This window comes from Pseudomonas sp. (assembly GCF_049301935.1).
Classification (GTDB): domain Bacteria; phylum Pseudomonadota; class Gammaproteobacteria; order Pseudomonadales; family Pseudomonadaceae; genus Aquipseudomonas.
On sequence record NZ_JBAQLP010000030.1, the window covers coordinates 31,493 to 55,043 of the forward strand.

At 61.2% G+C, this 23,551-nt stretch carries 20 protein-coding genes, 2 tRNA genes and 1 pseudogene; 9 read left to right on the forward strand and 14 right to left on the reverse strand.

Translation table 11 applies throughout. The features are described 5' to 3' along the window. The first annotated feature begins 1 nt into the window (after position 1). From WA145_RS03695 to WA145_RS03705, 3 genes are read left to right on the forward strand one after another with little or no spacing between them, the layout of a single operon-like run. Positions 2-3,775, forward strand: coding sequence for a PAS domain S-box protein (locus WA145_RS03695; RefSeq protein WP_422580270.1), 3,774 nt, complete (start codon positions 2-4; stop codon positions 3,773-3,775). Then, positions 3,772-4,230 carry a response regulator gene (locus WA145_RS03700; protein WP_422580271.1) on the forward strand — a complete coding sequence of 153 codons (459 nt, stop codon included), beginning with the start codon at positions 3,772-3,774 and terminating at the stop codon, positions 4,228-4,230. Before WA145_RS03695 ends, WA145_RS03700 begins: the two co-directional genes overlap by 4 nt. Then, positions 4,227-7,433 (forward strand): EAL domain-containing protein, encoded by a 3,207-nt coding sequence (locus WA145_RS03705; RefSeq protein WP_422580272.1) that lies wholly within the window; start codon positions 4,227-4,229, stop codon positions 7,431-7,433. Before WA145_RS03700 ends, WA145_RS03705 begins: the two co-directional genes overlap by 4 nt. A 144-nt stretch (positions 7,434-7,577) precedes the next feature. Here the strand turns inward: WA145_RS03705 and ychF are convergent, their stop codons facing one another. From ychF to WA145_RS03750, 9 genes are all read right to left on the reverse strand, one after another. Next, positions 7,578-8,678 (reverse strand): redox-regulated ATPase YchF, encoded by a 1,101-nt coding sequence (ychF, locus tag WA145_RS03710; RefSeq protein WP_422580273.1) that lies wholly within the window; start codon positions 8,676-8,678, stop codon positions 7,578-7,580. A 33-nt stretch (positions 8,679-8,711) separates the two neighbouring features. Then, positions 8,712-9,302, reverse strand: coding sequence for an aminoacyl-tRNA hydrolase (pth, locus tag WA145_RS03715; protein WP_422580274.1), 591 nt, complete (start codon positions 9,300-9,302; stop codon positions 8,712-8,714). Between the two features lie 69 nt (positions 9,303-9,371). Then, positions 9,372-9,980 carry a 50S ribosomal protein L25/general stress protein Ctc gene (locus WA145_RS03720; protein ID WP_422580275.1) on the reverse strand — a complete coding sequence of 203 codons (609 nt, stop codon included), beginning with the start codon at positions 9,978-9,980 and terminating at the stop codon, positions 9,372-9,374. A gap of 114 nt (positions 9,981-10,094) precedes the next feature. Next, the gene (locus WA145_RS03725; protein ID WP_090251437.1) at positions 10,095-11,036 is read right to left on the reverse strand and encodes a ribose-phosphate pyrophosphokinase; all 942 of its coding nucleotides are present in this window, start codon (positions 11,034-11,036) and stop codon (positions 10,095-10,097) included. Positions 11,037-11,081: 45 nt separating this feature from the next. Next, a tRNA-Gln gene (locus WA145_RS03730) sits at positions 11,082-11,156 on the reverse strand. Between the two features lie 50 nt (positions 11,157-11,206). Then, positions 11,207-11,281 (reverse strand) — tRNA-Gln (locus tag WA145_RS03735). Positions 11,282-11,319: 38 nt separating this feature from the next. Beyond that, entirely contained in the window at positions 11,320-12,195 is an 876-nt protein-coding gene (gene ispE / locus WA145_RS03740; protein ID WP_422580276.1) for a 4-(cytidine 5'-diphospho)-2-C-methyl-D-erythritol kinase, read from the reverse strand. Further along, positions 12,192-12,809: a lipoprotein insertase outer membrane protein LolB gene (gene lolB, locus WA145_RS03745; RefSeq protein ID WP_422580277.1), complete on the reverse strand. Its 618-nt coding sequence runs from the start codon at positions 12,807-12,809 to the stop codon at positions 12,192-12,194. The genes ispE and lolB overlap by 4 nt, the downstream gene beginning before the upstream one ends. Further along, positions 12,809-14,539: a tetratricopeptide repeat protein gene (locus WA145_RS03750; RefSeq protein WP_422580278.1), complete on the reverse strand. Its 1,731-nt coding sequence runs from the start codon at positions 14,537-14,539 to the stop codon at positions 12,809-12,811. The genes lolB and WA145_RS03750 overlap by 1 nt, the downstream gene beginning before the upstream one ends. A 183-nt stretch (positions 14,540-14,722) precedes the next feature. On the opposite strand from WA145_RS03750, the gene hemA reads away from it, so the two are divergent. From hemA to WA145_RS03780, 6 genes are all read left to right on the forward strand, one after another. Then, positions 14,723-16,018, forward strand: coding sequence for a glutamyl-tRNA reductase (gene hemA, locus WA145_RS03755; protein ID WP_422580279.1), 1,296 nt, complete (start codon positions 14,723-14,725; stop codon positions 16,016-16,018). 9 nt (positions 16,019-16,027) lie between these two features. Next, positions 16,028-17,110: a peptide chain release factor 1 gene (gene prfA / locus WA145_RS03760; RefSeq protein ID WP_422580280.1), complete on the forward strand. Its 1,083-nt coding sequence runs from the start codon at positions 16,028-16,030 to the stop codon at positions 17,108-17,110. A gap of 13 nt (positions 17,111-17,123) precedes the next feature. Next, complete coding sequence (gene prmC / locus WA145_RS03765; RefSeq protein ID WP_422580281.1) at positions 17,124-17,957, forward strand: peptide chain release factor N(5)-glutamine methyltransferase; 834 nt, start codon at positions 17,124-17,126, stop codon at positions 17,955-17,957. Positions 17,958-17,976: 19 nt separating this feature from the next. Beyond that, complete coding sequence (locus tag WA145_RS03770; protein ID WP_422580335.1) at positions 17,977-18,732, forward strand: molybdopterin-synthase adenylyltransferase MoeB; 756 nt, start codon at positions 17,977-17,979, stop codon at positions 18,730-18,732. Then, positions 18,722-19,534 (forward strand): glutamate racemase, encoded by an 813-nt coding sequence (gene murI / locus WA145_RS03775; protein WP_422580282.1) that lies wholly within the window; start codon positions 18,722-18,724, stop codon positions 19,532-19,534. The genes WA145_RS03770 and murI overlap by 11 nt, the downstream gene beginning before the upstream one ends. An 89-nt stretch (positions 19,535-19,623) precedes the next feature. Next, on the forward strand, positions 19,624-20,139 hold the full coding sequence (locus tag WA145_RS03780) for an acyloxyacyl hydrolase (protein ID WP_422580283.1): 516 nt from the start codon (positions 19,624-19,626) through the stop codon (positions 20,137-20,139). A 3-nt stretch (positions 20,140-20,142) separates the two neighbouring features. On the opposite strand, the gene WA145_RS03785 is transcribed toward WA145_RS03780, so the two are convergent. From WA145_RS03785 to WA145_RS03805, 5 genes and pseudogenes are all read right to left on the reverse strand, one after another. Next, a complete protein-coding gene (locus WA145_RS03785) occupies positions 20,143-20,454 on the reverse strand; it encodes a YkgJ family cysteine cluster protein (protein ID WP_310289193.1) in 312 nt (103 codons plus the stop codon). Between the two features lie 127 nt (positions 20,455-20,581). After that, positions 20,582-21,109: a DUF2878 domain-containing protein gene (locus WA145_RS03790; protein ID WP_422580284.1), complete on the reverse strand. Its 528-nt coding sequence runs from the start codon at positions 21,107-21,109 to the stop codon at positions 20,582-20,584. Beyond that, positions 21,102-22,376 carry a class I SAM-dependent methyltransferase gene (locus tag WA145_RS03795; RefSeq protein WP_422580285.1) on the reverse strand — a complete coding sequence of 425 codons (1,275 nt, stop codon included), beginning with the start codon at positions 22,374-22,376 and terminating at the stop codon, positions 21,102-21,104. The genes WA145_RS03790 and WA145_RS03795 overlap by 8 nt, the downstream gene beginning before the upstream one ends. Next, positions 22,363-23,163, reverse strand: a complete 801-nt coding sequence (locus WA145_RS03800) for a DUF1365 domain-containing protein (protein WP_422580286.1) — start codon at positions 23,161-23,163, stop codon at positions 22,363-22,365. Before WA145_RS03800 ends, WA145_RS03795 begins: the two co-directional genes overlap by 14 nt. Continuing rightward, a pseudogene (locus WA145_RS03805) lies at positions 23,163-23,468 on the reverse strand (FAD-dependent oxidoreductase); the annotation flags it as partial. The gene WA145_RS03800 and the pseudogene WA145_RS03805, both read right to left, overlap by 1 nt. Positions 23,469-23,551: the final 83 nt, after the last annotated feature.

A 23,551-nucleotide genomic window follows, 5' to 3' on the forward strand; every position in this document is an offset into this window, starting at 1 on the left:
CATGAAAATGCGCCACTTGCTTGTCGAAGCCTACCTGCACGTACTGGCCTTTGCCTTACTGTGCATGGGCGCGGTCAGCCTGGTGGGGTTTTTCCTGGTCGATGAACCCACCCAGCACAGCGTGGTGCTGCTGCCGGACAGCGCACTGCTGGCACTTTTGACCGGAGCACTGTTGCTCGCCGCGAGTCGCCGTGCCTGGCGCAGCCTGCTGCTCAGCGGCGCCCTGCTTATTGCACTAATCGTCTATACCCTGCTGCACAACTACCTGGCCGCTGGCGCTGATCAGGGCCAGTCGCTGGTCAGTGGTTTTTTGCGCGTGCGCAGCAGTTTGGCTGTAACCCTCTTGGCGGTTGCCGCCGCCATCTGCCTCGGTCTTGGCTCTAAACCTGCACGCTGGCTGGCGCAATTGATCGGTGCGGCGGTGATGCTGCTGGCAGTGGTCGCGCACCTCGGCGGTCAACAGCCAGGCGCGAGCCTGTTGAGCCTGGGCTTCAAATATTCCGCCTCGCATATCGCCAACCTGTTTATTCTGTCGCTCGGGTTGGCGGCGATCCTCCATAGCCGCTTGCCGATAGACCAGCGCGGCACACTCGACCGTATGAGCCAAAGTGCGGGGCTATTTGGCATACTGCTGACCTGCATCGGTTGGTACCTGCTCAGTGTGCAGGCCATCGAGGCGATCAGCCGCGAGAGCGATCTGCTTTTGTCCAAGGTGCAAACGGCGACCACCCGAAGTCTGGACGGGCACATGGCGTTGATCCAGCGCCTTGCAGAACGCTGGCAAGCCATGGGCACATTACCCTCGCCACGACTTTGGCAGCAGGAAGCAGACAGCTACCTGCGCGACTTCCCCGGCCTGGAGTCGCTGGCCCTGCTCGACCCCGCGCAGCAGCCACTTTTGCTCAAGTCGCGCGGTGAAGGCGAGAGCATGTGGCTAAGTCAGTTTCTTGCCGCCAGCGACAACCGGGCCTGGTTAAAGCACGTGCTGGAAGACGGCCACGTGCACCTGAGCAACAGCTACCGGCACGAGGCAGCGACCAAGCCCAGGGTGCTGATTGGCGTGCCGCTGTCACTGCCGGGCGCACCAATCCGCCTATTGGTAGCCAGCCTCGATGTGCAGAGCGTCATGGCCAGTGTGCTGGGCATGACGCTCAGTGGCTTTATTGTGCGGGTTTATGAGCGCGACCACGCGCTGTACGACTCTAACCAGAACCAGCAAGCCAGCTTCAATACGCCGGTGGGCGAACGCCTGATTCCCATCGCCGAAAGCCACGGCTGGCGAATAGTGGCCTATCTGAATCGACCCGGCATCTACAACCGCTCGGGCTATCTGCCAACCCTGGTCATGCTGTTTGGCCTGACCCTGAGTTACCTGCTGATGCTCAGCCAGCGTCTGGCCTGGCTGGCTCACGAGCGCTCGCATAAACTGGCGTCGATCAACGACCAACTGCAGTCCAGCCTGGCCGGCCAGGCGCGGGTTCAGCGGCTCAATCGGCGCATCATGCAATTTACCCTCGATATGCTGTGCTCGATCGATGCTGAGGGGCGTTTTCGCGAGGTCAGTCCGTCCTGCGAGAAGCTATTGGGCTATAAGCCTGAGGAGTTAATCGGTCGTCACTACATGGAGCTGGTTCTCCCAGAGGATCACGCGCTGACCGAGGCTAAGGCCGCGGCCATCATGGCTGGGCAATCCACTCACTCGTTCCGCAACCGCTATCGCCACCGCGACGGGCAAGTGCTGCACATCCTCTGGTCAGCCGACTGGTCGCAAGAAGAGCAGACCCTGTTCGCAGTGGCGCATGACATCACCGCGCTGGTGCAAAACGAGCGCTATACGCAAACCCAGCGCGATATTCTCGGCATGATCGCCACCGAGCAACCGCTGCACGACATACTCGAAGCCATCTGCCTAATGGTGGAGGCTCAGCAACCCAAGGTCATCTGCTCAGTACTCCTGCTTGATGCCGATGGCCGATGCCTGCATACCGAAGCCGCGCCCAGCCTGCCAGCGGCTTACAACCATGCTATCGATGGCACTGCCATCGGCCCGCATGCCGGCAGTTGTGGCACGGCGGCTTACCGCCAGACCCTGGTGGTGGCCGAAGACATCCAGCTTGACCCACTCTGGCAGGATTACCGCGAGCTGGCACAGGCGCACGGTCTCAGAGCATGCTGGTCATTTCCACTGCTATCCCAGCAGGGGCATGTGCTCGGCACCTTGGCCATTTATCTGCATATGCCTGGCCGGCCGAGTAGCGAACAAACTCATCAGCTGGCTAACGCCGCCCAACTCGCCGCCATCGCCATCGCCCGCAGCCAGGATCGTCAGCGCTTGCAAGAGAGCGAGCAACGCTTTCGTTCATTGTTTACCTTCAATCCGGATCCGGTGTTTTCTATTGACCTGGCGGGGCGATTCGTAAGCATGAACGGCGCCGGCATCCAGCTAACCGGCATCAGCGAGCCGGATATTCTCGGTCGGTACTTCGCCGACTTGATCGTTGCAGAGGACCGCGAGCGCACAGAGCAGCACTTCGCCAACGCCTGCCTCGGTATACCGCAACGGTACGAGACGAATATTCTTGCCCAGGATGGTCAGCGGTTGGCCCTGGATGTGACCCATCTGCCGATCATGGTCGAGGGGAAGATTACCGGCGTCTTCGGTATCGCCAAAGACGTCAGCGAGCGCGAGCAGGCGCTGCAGCAGGTGCAGCGTTTGGCTGAGCGCCTGAGCACGACCCTGTCGAGCATCAGCGATGCCTTCTTCACCCTCGATAGCGAGTGGTGTTTCACCTACATCAACCCCGAGGCCGAGCGACAACTGGATATCAGTGCAGCAGCAACCCTGGGGCAGTGTGTGTGGACCGTCTTCCCCGGCTCCTTCGACAGTGAGTTCGGCCAGCGTTACCGACAAGCCCTGCAAGACAATCAACCCTGTCATTTCGAAACCTTCTATAAACCCTTCCAGAAGTGGTTCGAAATACATGCCTACCCCTCCGAAGAAGGCCTGGCCGTGTACTTTCAGGACGTTAGCGAGCGTCGCCACACCCAGGAGCGCCTGCAGCAAACACTGCTTGAACTGGAGCGCAGCAACCGCGAACTGGAAGAGTTCGCCTTTGTCGCATCACACGACCTGCAGGAGCCTTTGCGCAAGATTCAGGCCTTTTCCGAGCGCCTTGGCACGCGCAGCGACAGGCTTGACGCCGATGGTCGCGACTATTTACAACGCATGACCGCCGCCGCCGCGCGCATGCAGGCACTGATCATCGATCTACTCGACTACTCACGCGTCAACAGCCGCGGCCTGCCGCTGCAGCAACTGCAGCTCGACAAACTGCTTGATGAGGTGCTGCAAGACCTGGAAGCAGCCTTGGAGCAAAGCCATGCCGTGATCCAGCGCGGGCCCTTGCCGCAGGTGCTAGGTGATGCGAGCCAGTTGCGCCGGGTACTGCAGAACCTGCTGAGCAACGCGCTAAAGTTCCAGAAACCCGGCGAGCATCCACAGATTAGTATCTATGCCGAATACTCGACAGGCGCCCGCTGCACGCTGTGTATCGCGGATAACGGCATCGGTTTCGAGGAAAAATACCTGGACCGCATCTTCAACCCCTTCCAACGTCTTCACGGCCGTGAGGCCTATGCCGGCACCGGTATAGGCCTGGCCATCGTCAAGAAAATTGTCGAGCGCCACGGCGCCTATATAACTGCCAGCAGCGAACCGGGTGCCGGCAGCATTTTCCGCATCACCTTCCCGGCCATGGCAAGGAAAACCCCGTGAACGCACCACTACCCATACCAATCCTGATCGCCGATGACGACCAGGACGACTGCCTGATGATGCAGGAAGCTTTCAACGAATGCCGTGTCAGCAACCCGCTACACTTCGTACACGATGGCGAGGCCCTGCTGGGTTATCTGCAGCGCCGCCCACCCTATGATGATGAGGCGCGCTACCCCTTGCCTGGCTTGATCCTGCTGGACCTCAATATGCCGCGCATGGATGGTCGCGAAGCGCTCCAGGCCATCAAGTCGGACGCCCAGCTACGCGCCATCCCGGTGGTGATCCTGACCACCTCCTCGGCTGAGGAAGACATCCTGTATAGCTACGACATGGGCGGTAATTCCTTTATCACCAAGCCCGTGACCTATACCGGCCTGCTTGAAGTGGTGAAGACCCTCGGGCACTACTGGCTGGAGATCGTCGAACTCCCCATGGATAGCAAGCGCATATGACCCAACCGGAAACCTGCTGGCGTTTACTACTGATCGACGATGATGAAGATGACTTTATTATCACCCGCGACCTATTGCGTCAGGCGACGAGCGAGCAAGTACAGCTGGAATGGTGCCCCGCTTACCAACAAGGTCTAAGCAGTCTGCTTGAGCAGCGTTATGACCTCTATCTGGTGGACTACCGCCTGGGCGCGGAGTCGGGCCTGGAGCTGATCAGGCAGGCCCGCCAGGCCGCTGTCACGCGGCCGATCATCCTGCTGACGGGGCAGGGCGACGCGCGCTTGGATGTCAGTGCTATTGAGCTGGGCGCGGCAGACTATCTGGTCAAGGGCGCTTTCGACAGTGCCCAGTTGCTGCGCAGCATCCGCTACGCCATCGACCGCAGCCAAGCCACTGCGCTAATGACTGCAAGCGAGCAGCGTTACCGCCTGCTCTTTGAGGCCAACCCGGAACCGATGTGGGTGTTCCAGAAAGATACGCTGCAGCTCATCACCATCAACCCAGCCGCCTGCCGCTTTCTCGGTTACTTGCGCGAAGAACTCCTGAGCATGACGTTACTGGACTTCCGCAGTGTTGAAGAGGGTGAGCGTTTCCTTGCGTATTACAACGCCACATTGCGCAACCAGCCCGTAATCGAGCCGCACGCCGGGCTATGGCGCTATCAGCACAAGCAAGGGCATGAGGTGCTCGCCGACGTGCTGGTGCATGACTTCGAACTCGACAACCAGCCCTGCTTTCTGGTGTTGGCCATCGATGTCACGGAAAAGAGCCTGGCCCACGAGCAGGCCGCACGCCGCGAACAATCGTTCCGCAAACTGCTCAACGATACCCGCGACGCCCTGCTAGTGATCGATGCAGCAGGCGTTCTGCATTACGCCAACCCGGCGGCCGAACAGCTGTTCAGTGCCAGCCAGGTGCAGCTCAAACAGCTGCACTTCGATCTGCCGCACATCAGTGAGGATCTTTTTGAATGGAGCCTGTTAAACCCGGCCGGGGACGAGTTGCAGGTGGAGATCATGCTCGCCGAAACCGACTGGGAGGGGCAGCCGGTTCGGCTGCTGTCACTACGCGATATCAGCGAGCGTAAAGAGTCGGAGAAGCAGCTACGCCTGCTCAAGCGCAGCCTGGAGGCCAGTTACAACGGGGTGGTGATTGTCGATGCCCAGGCGTTTGACCAGCCGATCATCTACGTCAACCCGGCCTTCGAACGCATAACCGGCTACCCGCCAGACGAGGTGCTTGGGCGCAACTGTCGGCTGCTACAGCGCGGTGAGCGCGACCAGGCTGCACTGGATATTATTCGCCATGGCCTGGCCCACTCGAACGAGGCCCATGTGGTGCTGCGCAACTACCGTAAGGACGGCAGCATCTTCTGGAACGATCTGTACATCTCACCCGTACTCAACGAGCGCGGCATGCTGACCCACTTCGTCGGCGTGCAGAACGATATCAGCGAAGAGATGCGCTACAAGGACGAACTGAGCTTCAGTGCCAGCCATGACGTACTCACCGGTTTGCCTAACCGCGCCGTATTGGAAGACCGCCTGCGCCAGGGCTGTCAGATTTCCCAGCGCTACCAGCGCAGCCTGGCGGTGATGTTTATCGACCTGGATGAGTTCAAGCCGATCAACGACTCCATGGGGCATCATTTCGGCGACCAAATTCTTATAGAAGTCGCCCGTCGCCTGGAGGCTCAGGTGCGCCCCGGCGATACCGTGGCACGCATGGGCGGCGACGAGTTTATCGTCCTGCTGCCGGATCTGGCGCGCGAGGAGGACGTGTTGCAGGTCGTCGAACGCGTGCTCGCCGATATCGCCCGCCCTTACCGCGTTGAAGGTATCGATCTGCACCTCACCGCGAGTATCGGCATCACCCTTAGCGATGGCCAGCTGGATCAACCCATGCAGCTGATCCAGCAAGCTGACCTGGCCATGTACAAGGCCAAGCAAGAAGGCCGTAACAACTACCAGTGGTTTACCAACGACCTCAACCAGCGCATTGGTGATCGGGTGGAGCTGCGCAACGAGTTGCAGAAAGCCATCGAGAACCAGGACTTTACCCTTTACTACCAGCCGCAGATCGACGCCCTCAGTGGGCGCGTTGTGGGCTTCGAAGCCCTGCTGCGCTGGCCACACGCCAGCAAAGGCTTTATCCCGCCCGCACTGTTTGTGCCTATCGCCGAAGACACTGGACAGATTATTCCGCTCAGTGAGTGGGTGCTGGATACGGCCTGCCGGCAGCTCAAAGAGCTTTGCGATCAGGGCATGACCGGACCCGTCGTCGCGGTCAATATCTCGCCTACGCACTTTCAGCGCAGCAACTTCGTCGCGGGTATCAGTGCCATCCTGAGTAAATACGCGCTGGATGCCGGCTTGCTGGAGCTGGAAATCACCGAAAGCGTACTGCTGCACAACGCCGATAGGGCCATCGAGACGCTGCATCAGCTCAAACAGCTTGGCGTCAAGATCGCCATCGACGACTTCGGTACGGGCTTCTCCAGCCTCAACTACCTCAAGCGCCTGCCGATCGACAAGGTGAAAGTCGATCGTTCATTCGTCCAGGAGATCATCAGCGATAGCCATGATGCCGCGATCACCCAGGGCATTATTTCCATGGCCCATCATCTGGGCCTGAAGGTGATCGCCGAAGGTGTGGAGACCGAGCCGCAGGTGGCCTTTTTAAAGAAGAGCCACTGCGACGAGTTTCAGGGCTACTATTTCGCCAAACCCATGCCCTTTGACGCGCTACAGACCTTCCTGCGCGAACGGATGCTGACCCGGGCACCCGATCAGCCTCTCGACAATAGCCAAGAGCAGCTGCAGACCATACTTTTACTAGACGACGAAGAGAACATCCTGCGTGCGCTCGCCCGTCTATTACGCCGTGATGGTTACAAAATCCTCATGGCCACTCGCGCCCAAGATGCCTTTGAACTGCTCGCCAAACACGATGTGCAGGTCATCATCTCCGACCAACGGATGCCGGAAATGAGCGGGACTGAATTTCTCAGCCGGGTCAAGGATCTGTATCCAAACACTATCCGCATCGTGCTGTCGGGCTATACCGATCTGAAGTCGGTCACTGACGCTATCAACAAGGGGGCAATTTATAAGTTTCTCACCAAGCCTTGGGATGACGAACAACTTAGGCAAAGCATCTCTCAGGCATTCAGAGAGGTGAGGGTCAATCGCAATGATGAGTAAGTCCCAGCAGCCATTGCCACAGGGGCGCATCACCCACCCTGCAACATCTGACTGCAACACATAACGGGTACATAGCAAAAACCCCTTGAAGCGGCGAGACTCAAGGGGTTTGGCGTCCTGCAAGATCCGTTAGGATCTGAATGTCTAGACGTTGAAGCGGAAATGCATGACGTCGCCGTCTTTCACGATGTAGTCCTTGCCTTCCAGGCGCCATTTACCGGCTTCTTTGGTACCGGCTTCACCCTTGTATTGGATAAAGTCGTTGTAGGCGATGACTTCGGCGCGGATAAAGCCTTTTTCGAAGTCGGTGTGGATCACGCCGGCGGCCTGCGGGGCGGTGGCGCCGACGCGGACGGTCCAGGCGCGGACTTCTTCGACGCCGGCGGTGAAGTAGGTCTGCAGGTTGAGCAGTTCGTAGCCGGCGCGGATGACGCGGTTCAGGCCGGGTTCTTCGAGCCCCAGGGCTTCGAGGAACATGTCTTTTTCTTCACCGTCGTCGAGCTCGGCGATTTCTGCTTCGATCTTGTTGCATACCGGTACCACGGGAGCGCCTTCGGCGTCGGCAATGGCCTGGACGATGTCGAGCAGTGGGTTGTTCTCAAAACCGTCTTCGGCGACGTTGGCGATGTACATCACCGGCTTACTGGTGAGCAGGTGGAAGCCGCGTACCAGTTGCTTCTCGTCGTCTCCCAAGGTCTTCATCAGGGTGCGCGCTGGCTTGCCTTCGCTGAAGTGGGGGATGAGTTTTTCCAGCAGGGCTTTCTGCGCAACGGCTTCTTTGTCGCCGCCCTTGGCATTACGGGTGGTCTTCTGCAGTTGCTTTTCGCAGCTGTCGAGGTCGGCGAAGATCAGTTCCAGGTCGATGATCTCGATATCGCGCTTGGGGTCGACGCTGTTGGCAACGTGAATCACGTTGTCGTCCTGGAAGCAGCGCACCACGTGGGCGATGGCGTCGGTTTCGCGAATATTGGCGAGGAACTTGTTGCCCAGGCCTTCACCCTTTGATGCGCCTTCCACCAGGCCGGCGATGTCGACGAATTCCATGGTGGTCGGCAGGATGCGCTTGGGGTTGACGATGGCCGCCAGCGCCGCGAGGCGTGGGTCGGGCATCGGCACGATGCCGCTGTTGGGCTCGATGGTGCAGAACGGAAAGTTCTCGGCCGCAATCCCGGACTTGGTGAGGGCGTTGAACAGGGTGGACTTGCCGACGTTGGGCAGGCCGACGATGCCGCAGTTGAATCCCATGGTGTTGTCCCTCGCGCGAATGGCGGTAAAGAGTTAGGAGGTGGCTTTCTGGCTGTGCAGCTTGTGCATGGCCTTGCTCCAGTCGCCTGCGAGTATTTCCGGCAGGCTGCCTAGGGCAAAGTCGATGCTGGTATCCAGCAGGTCCTGTTCGCTGCGGGGGGCGCGGCCGAGGACGAAGTTGGAGACCATGCTGCTGTGCCCGGGATGACCGATGCCAAGCCGCAGGCGGTAAAAATTATTCTGATTGCCGAGCTGGGCGATGATGTCGCGCAGTCCGTTATGCCCGCCGTGCCCGCCACCCAGTTTGAGTTTGGCGACGCCGGGTGGCATGTCGAGTTCGTCGTGGGCCACCAGAATGGCTTCCGGCGGGATGCGGAAGAAATTCGCCAGTGCCGCGACGGCCTGGCCGCTGCGATTCATAAAGGTGGTGGGGATCAATAGGCGAACGTCGCGGCCCTGATGGCTGAACTTGCCCACCAGGCCAAAATACTTTTTGTCGAGGCTCAGGTTGATGCGCTGGCTGTCGGCCAGGCGCTCAACGAAAAGGGCCCCTGCATTATGCCGGGTCTGGTCGTATTCGGGGCCGGGGTTACCCAGGCCAACGATCAGTTGTACGGCAGTCATGTCAGGAGCCCTTTTGTGGAAATAGCTCGGCAGAATCGCATACCGAGCTGGTTTCCGACGCTGCGAGGTTTACTCGCCAGCGCCTTCTTCTGCGTCTTTAGCCACGCGGGAGGCGTGGATGTTCGCCACTGCCAGGTCGTTACCGTGAGCCAGTGCAACCAGCTCAACGCCTTTCGGCAGTTTCAGGTCGGCCAGGTGCACGATCTGACCGATTTCAACGGCAGCCATGTCGACTTCGATGAATTCCGGCAGATCTTTCGGCAGGCAGGACACTTCTACTTCAGCCAGCACGTGGGAGACTTCGCCGCCTTGCTGCTTCACGCCAACCGAGGTTTCCTGGTTGATGAAGTGCAGCGGTACGTGAGCGGTCAGTTTCTGGCCAGCCACTACGCGAACGAAGTCAGCGTGCAGCACATAGCCTTTGGCTGGATGGCGCTGCAGGGCCTTGATGATCACGCTTTCGTTGCTGCCGGCAACGTTCAGGCTCAGCACGTGGCTGTAGGCGGCATCGTTTTCCAGCAGCTTGGCCAGTTCTTTGGCCAGCAGGCTGATCGATTGTGGGGCTTTTTCGCCACCGTAAATTACGGCAGGAACCATGGCAACGTTACGACGCAGGCGGCGGCTCGCACCTTTCCCCAGGTCGGAACGCACTTCGGCATTCAGGGCAAATTCAGTCATTTCACTTCTCCAAAATAACCAAACCGTCCGTTACGCTTGCGACCAGCGACGGGACAGTTGGTTGAAAGGCCTTGCCATCAGGGCAGGGCGTTTGCGCTCAGGGCGTATTCCGAATTAACGGAACATCGCGCTGATCGATTCTTCATTGCTGATGCGGCGTACCGCTTCAGCGACTACCGGGGCGATATCCAGCTGGCGAATACGCGAACAGGATTGCGCAGCGGCGGACAGCGGGATGGTGTTGGTCACCACCAGCTCGTCGAGTACGGATTTTTCGATGTTTTCGATGGCGCGGCCAGACAGTACGGCGTGCGTGGCATAGGCGAAGACTTTCGAGGCGCCATGTTCTTTCAGCGCTTTGGCGGCGTGGCACAGGGTGCCGGCGGTATCCACCATGTCGTCGACCAGGATGCAGGTACGGCCTTCCACATCACCGATGATGTGCATCACCTCGGAGTGGTTGGCTTTTTCGCGGCGCTTGTCGATGATCGCCAGGTCAACACCCAAGGACTTGGCCACGGCGCGAGCACGCACCACGCCACCGATATCCGGGGAGACGATCATCAGGTTTTCAAAGCGTTGGTCTTCGATATCGTCCACCAGTACCGGGGAGCCGTAGATGTTGTCTACCGGGATATCGAAAAAGCCCTGGATCTGATCCGCGTGCAGGTCGACGGTCAGAACCCGGTCGATGCCTACTACGGTGAGCATGTCAGCCACAACTTTGGCGCTGATGGCCACGCGAGCGGAACGCGGACGGCGATCCTGGCGGGCATAGCCAAAGTAGGGGATAACTGCAGTAATTCGGGTCGCTGAGGAGCGGCGGAAGGCGTCGGCCATCACTACCAGTTCCATCAGGTTGTCATTGGTTGGCGCACACGTCGGTTGAATCAGGAAGACGTCTTTACCGCGGACGTTTTCGTTGATTTCAATCATGATCTCGCCGTCGGAAAATTTACCGACAGAAGCATCACCGAGGGGAATGTGCAGCTGACGTACGATACGTCGCGCCAGATCGGGGTTAGCGTTCCCCGTAAAGACCATCATCTTGGACACGCGCAGTACCTGCCGGCTGAGGGTATACCTGGATGAGTACAGAAATGGCAGGGGCGGCTGGATTCGAACCAACGCATGCCAGGATCAAAACCTGGTGCCTTACCGCTTGGCGACGCCCCTGTATCTGTGTAACCGAATGCGTTGAGTTGTGTATCCGCTCCAGGACGGAATGGCAGGGGCGGCTGGATTCGAACCAACGCATGCCAGGATCAAAACCTGGTGCCTTACCGCTTGGCGACGCCCCTACATACAACCCGATGCTTTTACTACGTACAACGTGCACTCACTTCCCGATCCATGTTTCCAGCTTGCGGTGCAACATCGAGATGTTACGGCCTTGGGCTATAAAACTTGGCAATGTGGCCGGAAGTTGGCGGGCGACTTTATCAGCATCGTCCTGGTTTGGGAAGCTCCCAAACACACAAGCTCCAGTGCCGGTTAATCGAGCCTGAACAAATTTGTTCAGCAAGATCAAAGCGTTACGAACTTCTGGGTAACGCTTCGTGACCACCGGCTGGCAGTCATTACGACCACCCCCCTCAAGAAGGCTGCGAACTTTAATGGGCGGCGTATCCCGTGTCAACTCAGGGTCGGAGAAAATTTCCGCTGTGCTGACAAGTACTTGCGGAATGGCGACAAGAAACCAGGGTTCGCTCAGGGTCACCGGTTGCAGCTTCTCCCCCACGCCTTCGGCAAAGGCGGCGTGGCCGCGCACGAACACCGGCACGTCCGCACCCAGGCTCAGGCCCAGGCTGGCCAGTTGATCTTCAGTGCAGTCAAGTTGCCACAGATGCTTGAGACCGAGCAGGGTGGTGGCGGCATCCGAGCTGCCGCCGCCGATGCCGCCGCCCATGGGCAGGCGTTTGTCCAGCCAGATATCGGCACCCAGCGCGCAGTTTGCGTGTTGTTGCAGCAGGCGCGCGGCGCGCACGATCAGGTTGCTGTCGTGCGGTACGCCGTCGATGGGCGTATGCAGGCGAATTTCACCGTCGGCGCGTAAGGCAAAGCCCAGCTCGTCGCCGAAGTCGAGAAACTGAAACAGCGTTTGCAGTTCGTGATAACCGTCGGGGCGGCGGCCGAGGATATGCAGCATCAGGTTGAGCTTGGCCGGTGCCGGCAGAATCAGTTCGGCAGCGGCGGGGATTGCCGGGGCGCTCATTGACCGAGCTGGCGTGGTTGCCAGTCCTTGATCACCAGGGTGACTTGCAGATCAAAGCCGCTGAGCTTGATCCGCTCCGGCAGCCAGAAGCCGTTCTGCTCGGCATAGCTCAGGTACTCGACGTACCAGCCGTCCTGGCTCAGTTGCGCCAGGTGGCTTTGGGCATCCAGGTTCAGGCGGCTTTTGCTGTCCGGCGAGGGCAGGCCACGAATCCACCAAAGCAGGTGGGAAACCGGCAGATTCAGGCCCAGTTGATCTTGCAGCAGTTGTTCCGGTGACTCGGCCTGGTAGCGGCCCTGGTTGGCCACTTCCAGTTGGATGGCGCCGGGGCGGCCGGTCAGCCTAGCTGCGCCGCGACCCAGGGGGCCGGACAGGCGGATGTCGTAGTAGTCCTGGCGTTGCAGCCAGAACAGGGTGCCGCTGCCGGAGTCTTGCGGCGCGCGGATGCCGACCTTGCCATTGATCTGCCAGGCGTCGAGGCTGCTGATCTGCTGCTTGTGGGCTTGCCAGCTTTGCGCATCGCCCTGGCCTTCGAGGGCTTCGCGGGAGGTCAGGCCGGCGCAGCCTGCCAGTAAGGTGATCAGGCTGAAAACTATCAGGTGGCGGGCAAACATCAGAGTGTCTCTGCTCCGGTCAGGCGCAGCAGGGTGCTGCGCAGGATTGTGCTGTCGGGTTGCTGTTTCAGGGCGTCACGCCAGAGTTTGCGTGCTTCTTTCTGCTTGCCCTGCGCCCACAGCACCTCGCCCAGGTGGGCGGCGACTTCATGGTCGGGGAATTCCTGCAGCGCTTGGCGCAGCAGGCGTTCAGCCTCGTCCAGATTGCCCAGGCGGTAATTGACCCAGCCCAGGCTGTCGAGAATCGCCGGGTCCTCTGGGTTGAGTTGGTAGGCCTGCTCGATCAACTGTTTGGCTTCGGCGTAGCGCGTGGTGCGGTCGGCCAGGGTGTAGCCCAGGGCGTTTAGGGCCATGGCATTGTCCGGCTCGCGCTCGAGAATGAAGCGCAGGTCCTGCTCCAATAGGGCCAGGTTGTCGCGTTTTTCCGCGAGCATGGCGCGGGTGTAAAGCAGGTTGAGGTCTTCCGGGAACTGCTCCAGGGCCTGCTGGATCAGCTGCCAGGCGCGCGCGGTGTCCTGCTGCTTGGACCAGGCCTCGGCCTCGATCAGGTACAGCTGGATGGCGTAGTCGGGCTGGCTTTCGCGGGCCTGGCGCAAGCGCTGGGCGGCTTCCTCGGCGCGTTGCGCGTTGAACAGCAGGTCACTCTGCCGAGCTTGGGCCGGCAGGTAGTCATTGCCGGGACCGACCAGGGCGTACTCGATCAGCGCACTGGGGATATCGCCGAGCTCTTCATAGGCGCGGGCCAGGTTGTAGTGCGCCGCTTCACTGTGGCTGCCGCGTTCGATCAGTTCTTCCAGGTAGACAATCGCCTCTTTCCAGGCCTTGGCTTCCAGGCAGACCAGCGCCAGAGAAAAGCGCAGGTCATCGTCATTGGGGTGTTGCTGCAGCAGCGAGGCAAACTCGCCCTTGGCTTCATCCAGGCGGTCTTCGGCCACCAGCAAGCGGGCGTAGGTCAGGCGCAGGCGTTTGTCGTCCGGGTGTTGCGCGATGCCTTTTTCCAGTAGCGGCAGGGCCTCGTCGTTGCGCTCAAGGCTTTGCAGCAGGCGTGCGTGCAGCAGGATCGAGGCGATGGGGCGGTCTTGGCTGGGTTGCTGTTCCAGCAGCTCCAGGGCTTCCTGAGGGCGGCCGTCCTGTTGCAGCAGCAGGGCTTTGCCAAATTGCAGCTGGCTGTTGTCCGGGTATTTCGTCTGCAGGCGGTTGAAGCTTTGCAGCAGGCCGGCGCGGGTGTCGGGGTCGGTTTCGGCGGCGGACAGGGCGAGGAAGTCGAAATGGGTGTCGCCCTGACGCTGCAGCACCTGCTCCATAAATGCCATGGATTCGTCATAACGGCCGGCGCGGGCCAGTTGCACGGCAGCGGCGCGCTGCGCGTCGATATTTTCGGGGGCGTTCTTGGCCCACAGCAGGCTGGTTTCCAGCGCGGCTTGTTCGGCTCCCAGGTATTCGGCTATGCGAAAGCCGCGCTCGGCGACGCCAGCATCCTGGGTGGCATTGGCCTGCTCTACATAGTTTTCCAGGGCAATATCGAAGCGGTTGCGTTGGCCGGCCAGTTCCGCGATCAGCAGCGACAGCAGGGTTTCCTGGCTAAAGGCGCGGTAGACCGGTGGCTGCGCTTTTGCGGCGACGACAGCGGGGTCTTCCACCGGTGGTGTGCCATCCGGGGCAGAGGGGGCAAAGGTCTGGCAGCCGCTTAATAAGGCAGCGGCAGTCAGCAAGGCGAAGGATCTATTCATAGGAAGAGTATGTGGCCAACCTGCGGTTTGGGCATCATGACACAAGCACTGGGGCAAGCCCATGGGCGGCAATAATGCGGATTAAGAGATAAACCTGGCTATTGGGACAATAGGCCGCAGTGGTTGTTCTCGCTTTGCCGAAGTAGGACAATTGCCGGCTTCCACTCCCTGTCAGCGACGTGCATGGCCTTTATTGCCCTCGGTATCAACCACAAGACCGCCTCGGTGGATGTCCGCGAACGCGTGGCGTTTACTCCCGAGCAGTTGGTTGAGGCATTGCAGCAGCTGTGCGAGCGCACCAGCAGCCGGGAGGCGGCGATCCTCTCGACTTGCAACCGCAGCGAGTTGTACCTCGAGCAGGACAGCCTGAGCGCCGATGAAGTGTTGGCCTGGCTGGCCAATTATCACCAGTTGAGCCTCGACGAGTTGCGCGCCTGCGCTTATATCCACGCCGACGACCAAGCCGTGCGGCATATGATGCGCGTGGCCTCGGGGCTGGACTCCATGGTGCTCGGCGAGCCGCAGATTCTCGGTCAGATGAAATCGGCGTTTGCCGTGGCGCGTGAGGCCGGCACCCTCGGCCCGCTGCTCGGGCGCTTGTTCCAGGCCACCTTCAGCACCGCCAAGACCGTGCGCACCGACACTGCGATTGGCGAAAATCCGGTGTCCGTAGCCTTCGCTGCCGTCAGCCTGGCCAAGCAGATTTTCGCCAACCTGCACCGCAGCCAGGCGCTGCTGATCGGTGCAGGCGAGACCATCAGCCTGGTCGCCCGTCATCTGCACGATCAGGGCATCAAGCGCATCGTAGTGGCCAACCGTACCCTGGAGCGCGCCAGCAGCCTGGCCGAGCAGTTCGGTGCGCATGCTGTGCTGCTTTCGGAAATTCCCGACGAGCTGGTCAATAGCGATATCGTTATCAGTTCCACCGCCAGCCAGCTGCCGATTCTCGGCAAGGGCGCGGTGGAGCGGGCGCTGAAGCAGCGCAAGCACAAACCGATCTTTATGGTCGACATCGCCGTGCCGCGCGATATCGAGCCAGAAGTTGGCGAACTGGACGACGTCTACCTGTATACCGTCGATGACCTGCACGAGGTGATCGCGGAAAATCTCAAGAGCCGCCAGGGTGCGGCCCAGGCTGCGGAGGAACTGGTGGCGGTCGGCGCCCAGGACTTTATGCAGCGCCTGCGCGAACTGGCCGCGGTGGATGTGCTCAAGGCCTACCGCCAGCAGGCCGAGCGTCTGCGCGATGAGGAGCTGAACAAGGCCCTGCGTCTGCTCAATAACGGCAGCTCGGCCGAGGATGTGCTGGCGCTGCTGGCTCGCGGCCTGACCAACAAACTGTTGCATGCACCCAGCGTGCAGCTGAAAAAATTCTCTGCTGACGGCCGCGTCGATGCGCTGGGCGTGGCGCAGGAACTGTTTGCTCTCGACGAGGGCGCGCCGCCTGCTTCTACCCATAGCGGCTCGGCCAATCACTAAAGGTCTGCAATGAAAGCGTCACTGATCAATAAACTCGACCTGTTGCAGGATCGTTTCGAAGAGCTGACCGCGCTGCTCGGCGATGCTGAAGTGATCGGCAATCAGCCGCAGTTTCGCGCCTATTCCAAGGAATACGCCGAGCTTGAACCGGTGTACCAGGCGTTCGGCGCGTTCCGTAAAGTCCAGGCCGACCTCGAAGGCGCCCAGGCGCTGCTCAAAGACAGCGACCCGGACATGCGCGCGATGGCCGAAGAAGAAGTTGCCGAGGCCAAGCAGCAGCTGATCGAGCTGGAAGCGACGCTGCAACGCATGCTGCTGCCCAAGGACCCGAATGACGGCCGCAACGTGTTCCTCGAAGTGCGCGCCGGTACCGGTGGCGATGAGGCGGCGATCTTCTCCGGCGATCTGTTCCGCATGTATTCGCGCTATGCCGAGAAGCAGGGCTGGCGCATCGAGGTGCTGTCGGCCAGCGAAGGCGAACATGGCGGTTATAAGGAAGTGATTGCCCGGGTCGAGGGCGACAACGTCTACGGCAAGCTCAAGTTCGAGTCTGGCGCGCACCGCGTACAGCGCGTGCCGGAAACCGAATCCCAGGGCCGCATCCACACCTCGGCCTGCACCGTCGCGGTGTTGCCCGAGCCGGATGAGCAGATGGCTATCGATATCAACCCAGCCGATTTGCGCGTGGATACTTACCGCAGCTCCGGTGCCGGTGGCCAGCACGTCAACACCACCGACTCGGCGATCCGCATCACCCACATTCCCACCGGTACCGTGGTCGAGTGTCAGGAAGAACGTTCGCAGCACAAGAACCGCGCCAAGGCCATGGCCTGGCTCGCGGCGAAACTGAAAGACCAGCAGGAAGCTGCCGCGCACAAGGAAATTTCCGATTCGCGCAAACTGTTGGTGGGTTCCGGTGACCGCTCCGAGCGCATCCGCACCTACAACTTCCCGCAAGGCCGGGTCACCGATCACCGCATCAACCTGACCCTGTATTCGCTCAATGAAGTGATTGCCGGCGGCGTCGAGGCGATTATCGAACCGCTGCTGGTCGAGTATCAGGCCGATCAGTTGGCGGCATTGGGCGATTGATAGGGTAAAGCCCATGGCCACCATCGAATTCCTGCTTAACACCGCCGCACTACCCGACTCGCCCACTCCGCGCCTGGACGCCGAGCTATTGCTCGCCCACGCCCTGGGCAAGTCGCGCAGTTATCTGCACACCTGGCCGGAGCGGGAACTCGAAGCGGCGCAGCTTGAGCGTTATCAGCAGGCCCTGGCGCGGCGGCAGGCTGGCGAGCCGGTGGCCTATATCCTCGGTCAGCAGGGCTTCTGGAGCCTGGAGCTGGAGGTGGCGGCGCATACCCTGATTCCCCGTCCGGATACCGAGCTGCTGGTGGAAAACGTGCTTGCGCTGCTGCCGGCCACACCTGCCGCGTTGCTCGATCTGGGCACCGGCACGGGAGCGATTGCCCTGGCCTTGGCGAGCGAGCGCCCGGCCTGGCGGCTGACCGGCGTCGATCGCGTACCCGATGCAGTGGCCCTGGCCGAACGCAATCGCGTGCGGCTCAAACTAAACAATGCCCGCTTTGTCACCAGCCACTGGTTTAGCGCCCTGGCCGGACAACGCTATCGGCTGATCGTCAGCAACCCGCCGTATATCGCTAGCGATGACCGGCACCTGGCCGAGGGCGATGTGCGCTTCGAGCCGAGCAGCGCGCTGGTGGCGGGCGCGGATGGGCTGGACGATATCCGCCTGATCATTGCCCTGGCGCCGGACTATCTTCAAGCGGGAGGCTGGCTGCTGCTGGAGCATGGCTTCGATCAGGCGGCAGCGGTGCGCGAGCTGCTCAGCGCGCGCGGTTTTAGCGCGGTGCAAAGCCGGCGTGACCTCGGCGGCCATGAGCGCATCAGTCTGGGACGCTTCGATAATGAGTGACGCCATGAGTCCGCATGACATGCTGAATGACCAGGAACTGCTGCGCTACAGCCGGCAGATCCTGTTGCAACAGATCGATATCGCCGGCCAGCTACGGCTGAAACACAGCCGTGCGCTGATCATCGGCCTGGGTGGCCTGGGTTCGCCGGTGGCGCTGTATCTGGCGGCAGCCGGGGTCGGCGAGTTGCATCTGGCGGACTTCGATACGGTTGATCTGACCAACCTGCAACGGCAGATCGTCCACGACACCACCAGCATTGGCCTGAGCAAGGTCGACTCGGCGAGCAAGCGCCTGCTGGCGATCAACCCGCAGCTGCGCCTGCAAGCCCATGGCCAGGGCCTGGACAGCGATTCGCTGGCCGCCGCGGTGGCGGCGGTGGACCTGGTGCTGGATTGCTCGGATAACTTTGGCACCCGCGAGGCGGTCAACGCCGCCTGCGTCGCGGCCAAGGTGCCGCTGGTCAGCGGCGCGGCGATTCGCCTGGAAGGCCAGCTGTCGGTGTTCGACCCGCGCCGCGAGGACAGCCCCTGCTATCACTGCATCTACGGCCACGGCAGCGAAGCCGAGCTGACCTGCAGCGAAGCCGGTGTGGTTGGTCCGCTGGTCGGCCTGGTTGGTAGTTTGCAGGCGCTGGAAGCCTTGAAACTGCTGGCGCAGTTCGGTGAGCCGCTGGTTGGGCGTTTGCTGCTGATCGATGCGCTGGGCAGCCGTTTCCGTGAGCTGCGGGTCAAGCGCGATCCGGGCTGCAGTGTTTGTGGCAGCCATGCCCCTTAACACATCAAAAGGCGCGCCGATTGGCGTATTCGACTCCGGCGTCGGTGGCTTGTCGGTGTTGGGTGAAATCCGCGCGCTGCTACCGAATGAGTCGCTGCTCTATGTGGCCGACAGCGGCCATGTGCCCTATGGTGAAAAAAGCCCGGAATTTATCCGCGAGCGCTGCCGGGTGCTGGCCGAGTTTCTCCTGAGCCAAGGGGCCAAGGCGCTGGTGCTGGCCTGCAATACCGCCACGGTGGCGGGGGTGGCCGAGTTGCGTGAGCTGTACCCGCAACTGCCGATTATCGGCATGGAGCCGGCGGTAAAGCCCGCTGCTGCTGCGACCAAAGCCGGCGTGGTTGGCGTGCTGGCCACCACCGGCACGCTGAAAAGCGCCAAGTTCGCCGCCTTGCTCGACCGTTTTGCCAGCGATGTACGGGTGATTACCCAGCCCTGTCCAGGACTGGTCGAGCGTATCGAGGCCGGTGAGCTGGATAGCGCCGCCACTCGCGAGTTGCTGCAGGGTTTTGTCGCACCGCTGCTGGCCGAGGGCTGCGACACGTTGATTCTCGGCTGCACCCATTACCCCTTTATCAAACCGCTGCTGCGCAGCCTGGTGCCGGACTCGATCAGCCTGATCGACACCGGTGCGGCGGTGGCGCGGCAAGTCCAGCGTTTGCTGACCAGCAATGATCTGCTGGCCCGCAGCGCGGCGCAGCCGGCGCAGTTCTGGTCGAGTGGTGATCCTGCGGCCATGCAGCGGGTGTTACCGCTACTGTGGGGTGAGGCGGCGCTGGTCAGTGGCCTACCCGGTGCGGTTTAACCATAAGTCGGCTTTCTTAGTGGTTTAAGGCTTCTATACTCTCAAGCAGCGTCAGCAGGCTTCTATTTGAGTGCATAAGGATGATTACCATGAGAAAAATCGTGACCCTGGCCGCGTGTGCGGCCTTAGCCTTGGGCCCGGTGAGTGCGCTGCAGGCAGCGGATCTAAGTGTGGCGGTCGGCCAGACAGGCGACTCGACCATGACCTACCGCCTGGGCACCCAGTTCGATTTCAACCGCAGCTGGTTTGTCAGTGATGTCGGTCGCCTGACCGGCTACTGGGACGCCGCCTACACCTACTGGGACGGTGATGAGGCCGCGAGCAACCACAGCCTGTCGCTCAGCCCGGTGCTGGTCTATGAGTTTGCCGGTGAGCGCTTCAAACCCTATATCGAGGCCGGGATTGGTATCGCGGCCTTTAGCGGCACCGAGCTGGAAGACAACGACCTGGGCTCGTCTTTCCAGTTTGAGGACCGCATCGGCTTCGGGGTGCGTTTCGCCGGGCAGGAAGTCGGCGTGCGTGCCCTGCATTACTCCAACGCCGGGCTTAAACAGCCCAACGACGGGGTGGAGAGCTATAGCCTGCATTACCGCATGCGTTTCTAGCGCTTAGCGGTAGATGCTGCTCATACCCTTGCGCTCGTCCAGGCATTCGGGGGAGGCGGTTTCGAATTCGCGGCAGATCAGTGGGCGCACTTCGTAGATGGTGCAGCGCATGCTGTCGCGGTCCAGCGCGGCGCACCAGCCGTCGTCCAGACGCAGCATGACTTCGCCGCCCCAGTCATCGGTGTCGATATAGCGCGGCGGCACCCCGGTGTCGGTGATCAGCATGACTTCCAGCTGGCAGCAGCAGGCCGCGCAGTTGCTGCAGCTGACTGCGGGTTCGTCCGCAAGTTGGGTATGGGGGATGTGCTGACTCATGCCGCACAGTGTACGCCATAGGCGGTGTGCCGGCGTTTGCGGCCGACGTAGGGTGGATGGTGCGTTACCCATCCACCATGGCTGTTAGGCGCTGGGTTGGTGGAAAACCCGTACGGGGGCAATCCACCTACACCGACTGGCGTGTGCGCAGGCTCTGTTCGTACTGGCTGCGATAGAGCTTGGCGAAGCCATGCAGTACGGGCATCACCAGCGCCCAGATCGCGCCGATCAACAGCAGGCTTTGCCAGGTGCCATGGGGCAGGCCGACGCCGGCGATCTGCGCGCCGCCGTAATAGGACAGCGGCGCGGCGATGGCGCCGAGCAGGCTGCCGCGCCACCAGGGTTGCGCGGTCCAGGCCAGACAGTGGTTGAGTGTGCTGGCCAGCAGCAGCCACAGGCAGGCCAGCCACAGCGGGATCAGTGTGCGTGGCGTGCCAAAGTCGAACACGCCGAGGTTGAGCAGAAAGCTGTCCAGCGCGCTGCCGGCGAGAAACACTGTGATCAGCAGTTTGCCTTCCGCCGCCCAGCTGCTGGTCCACAGCAGATGCACCGCCAGCACCGCTGCGACAATCAGCAGCCACAGGCTGTCGCCGCCGAACACGCAGGCGAACCAGCCGAGCTGAAACAGCAGGGTGTTGACGATCAATTTAGGCATTCAGGTTTCCCAGTAACGGTGCAGGACGTGCCGCCGGCTTAGCCAGCAGCAATTGCGCGGTGCCGATGGTGCGCTCGATAAAGCCACCCTCGCAATAGCACAGGTAGAACTCCCACAGGCGGAAGAAGTAATCGTCGTAGCCCTGCTGCTCCAGCTTGTGCCGCGCGTGGCGCAGGTTGTCGTGCCAGATGCGCAGGGTGCGGGCGTAGTGCAGGCCGAAGTCTTCCATATGGTGCAGGTTCATATCGGTCTTGGCGCTGATGATTTCCAGCATCTTGTTCACCGAGGGCAGGGCGCCACCGGGGAAGATATAGCGCTGAATAAAGTCCACGGCGTTTTTCGCCTGTTCATAGCGCTGGTCGCGGATGGTGATGGCTTGCAGCAGCATCAGACCATCGGGTTTGAGCAGGCTGGCGCATTGTTCGAAATAGGTGGGTAGGAAGCGATGGCCCACCGCTTCGATCATTTCGATCGACACCAGCTTGTCGTACTGCCCGGCCAGGTCGCGGTAATCCTCCAGCAGCAGGGTGATCTGCCCCTGTAAGCCCAGTTCGGCAATGCGCTGCTCGGTGTAGACGAACTGTTCGCGCGACAGGGTGGTGGTGGTGACCTTGCAGCCGTAATGAGTGGCGGCGTAGATCGCCATGCTGCCCCAGCCGGTGCCGATTTCCAGCAGGTGGTCGCTGGGTTTCAGCGCGAGCTTCTGGCAGATACGCTCGAGCTTGTTCAGCTGCGCCTGCTCCAGGCTGTCGTCGGCGCTTTGGAACATCGCCGCCGAGTACATCATGCTCGGGTCGAGGAACTGCTCGAACAGCTCATTACCCAGGTCGTAATGCGCCGAGATGTTCTTGCGCGAACCCTTGCGGGTGTTGCGGTTCAGCCAGTGCAGACCCTGAATCAGCGGACGGCCCAGCTGGGCCAGGCCGCTTTCCATGGCGTCGAGCACCTCCAGGTTGCTGACGAATACGCGGACCACCGCGGTCAGGTCCGGGGTGCTCCAGTAACCGTGGATATAGGCCTCGCCCGCCCCGATTGAACCGTTGCCCGCCACCAGCCCCCAGACTGCGCCATCCTGCACCTGGATCTCGGCGCTGAGGCTGGAGTGGGCATCGCCAAACTCCAGGCGTTCGTCACCTTCGACTATCACCAGTTGGCCATGGCGCAGCTGTTTCAGCTGGCGCAGTACTGCACGGCGTAGCAGGCTGGCACCGATGCCGCTGCCGGCACGCACCACATGTTTGGCGGAGGTCAGGCTAGAGCTTTTCATGGGGGACTTCCTTTGATACGGGGCGAGCGACGCGCAAATCACCTTCAGCGGCCCGATGGGTGAACAGGGGGATGCGTTTGAGCAGCAGGCGCAGGGCCTGCCAATAGATGGCAGCAAGGGTTTTGCCGGTCATCCAGGGAAACTGCAGCAGGTAGCGATGCAGGCTGGCGCGGTTCAGTTCACTACGTTGCAGACTGAGGCTGGCGTCGAAGACTTTCTCGGTCGCGGTCCAGTCGGCCATATAAATGCCCAGGCGTTCGCCGGTCGGGCTAAAGCTCATGCGGTATTCCAGGTCGCGCGGCAGAAACGGCGAAACATGGAACGCCTTGGCCACGGCGACGTGCTGGTGGCCTGGGCCCTCGGTCGGCAGCACGTAGTGGTAGCGTTCACGGAAAGGCGTGTTGCTCACCTCACAGAGAATCGCCGCCAACTGCCCATCCGCCTCATGGCAATAGAAGAAACTCGCCGGGTTGAAGGCCAGGCCCCAGCTGCGTGGCTGGGTCAGCAGGCAGATATGGCCCAGCGGCGTGCGGCCCAGCGCTTCAGTAACGCGCTGGCGCACGGCGTCGATCAACTTGATGCCGGCGCCGGTGAGCTGCGGCAGGTAATCGGTCTCGCGAAAGGCAAAGGGCGCAAAGCGCCCGCGCCCGGCCAGCGGCGACAGCGCGAGCACCGCCTCCTGTTCGCTGAGGTCGAGATAGAGCAGGCCCATGCGATAGCGGAAGTTGTGCAGGCGCGGGGCGAAGCGCCGGTGCTGCACCCAGCCGCTGTACAGGGCGCTATTCATCACAGTGCTTCACCGAATTGACGGGCCACGCGCAGGGCGCTGACTACGCCATCCTCGTGGAAGCCATTGGCCCAGTACGCACCGCAGAAGTAGCTGTGGTTGGCGCCGAGCAGCTCTTCCCAGCGCGCCTGCGCGGCCATGCCGGCCAGGCTGTATTGCGGGTGGGCGTAGGTGTAGCGCGCGAGAATCTTGCTTGGGTCGATGGCGGCGGTCTGGTTCAGGCTGACGCAGAAGGTGGTGTCACTCTGAATACCCTGCAGGATATTCATGTTGTAGGTAACAGCCGCCGGCTGATCGGCAGGCCCCTGCAGCGCTACTGCGCTCGGCCTGGCGGCGTTGAGATCAGGCTCGGAATGCTCATTTACGCCCAGTAAACTGCGCTTCCTCG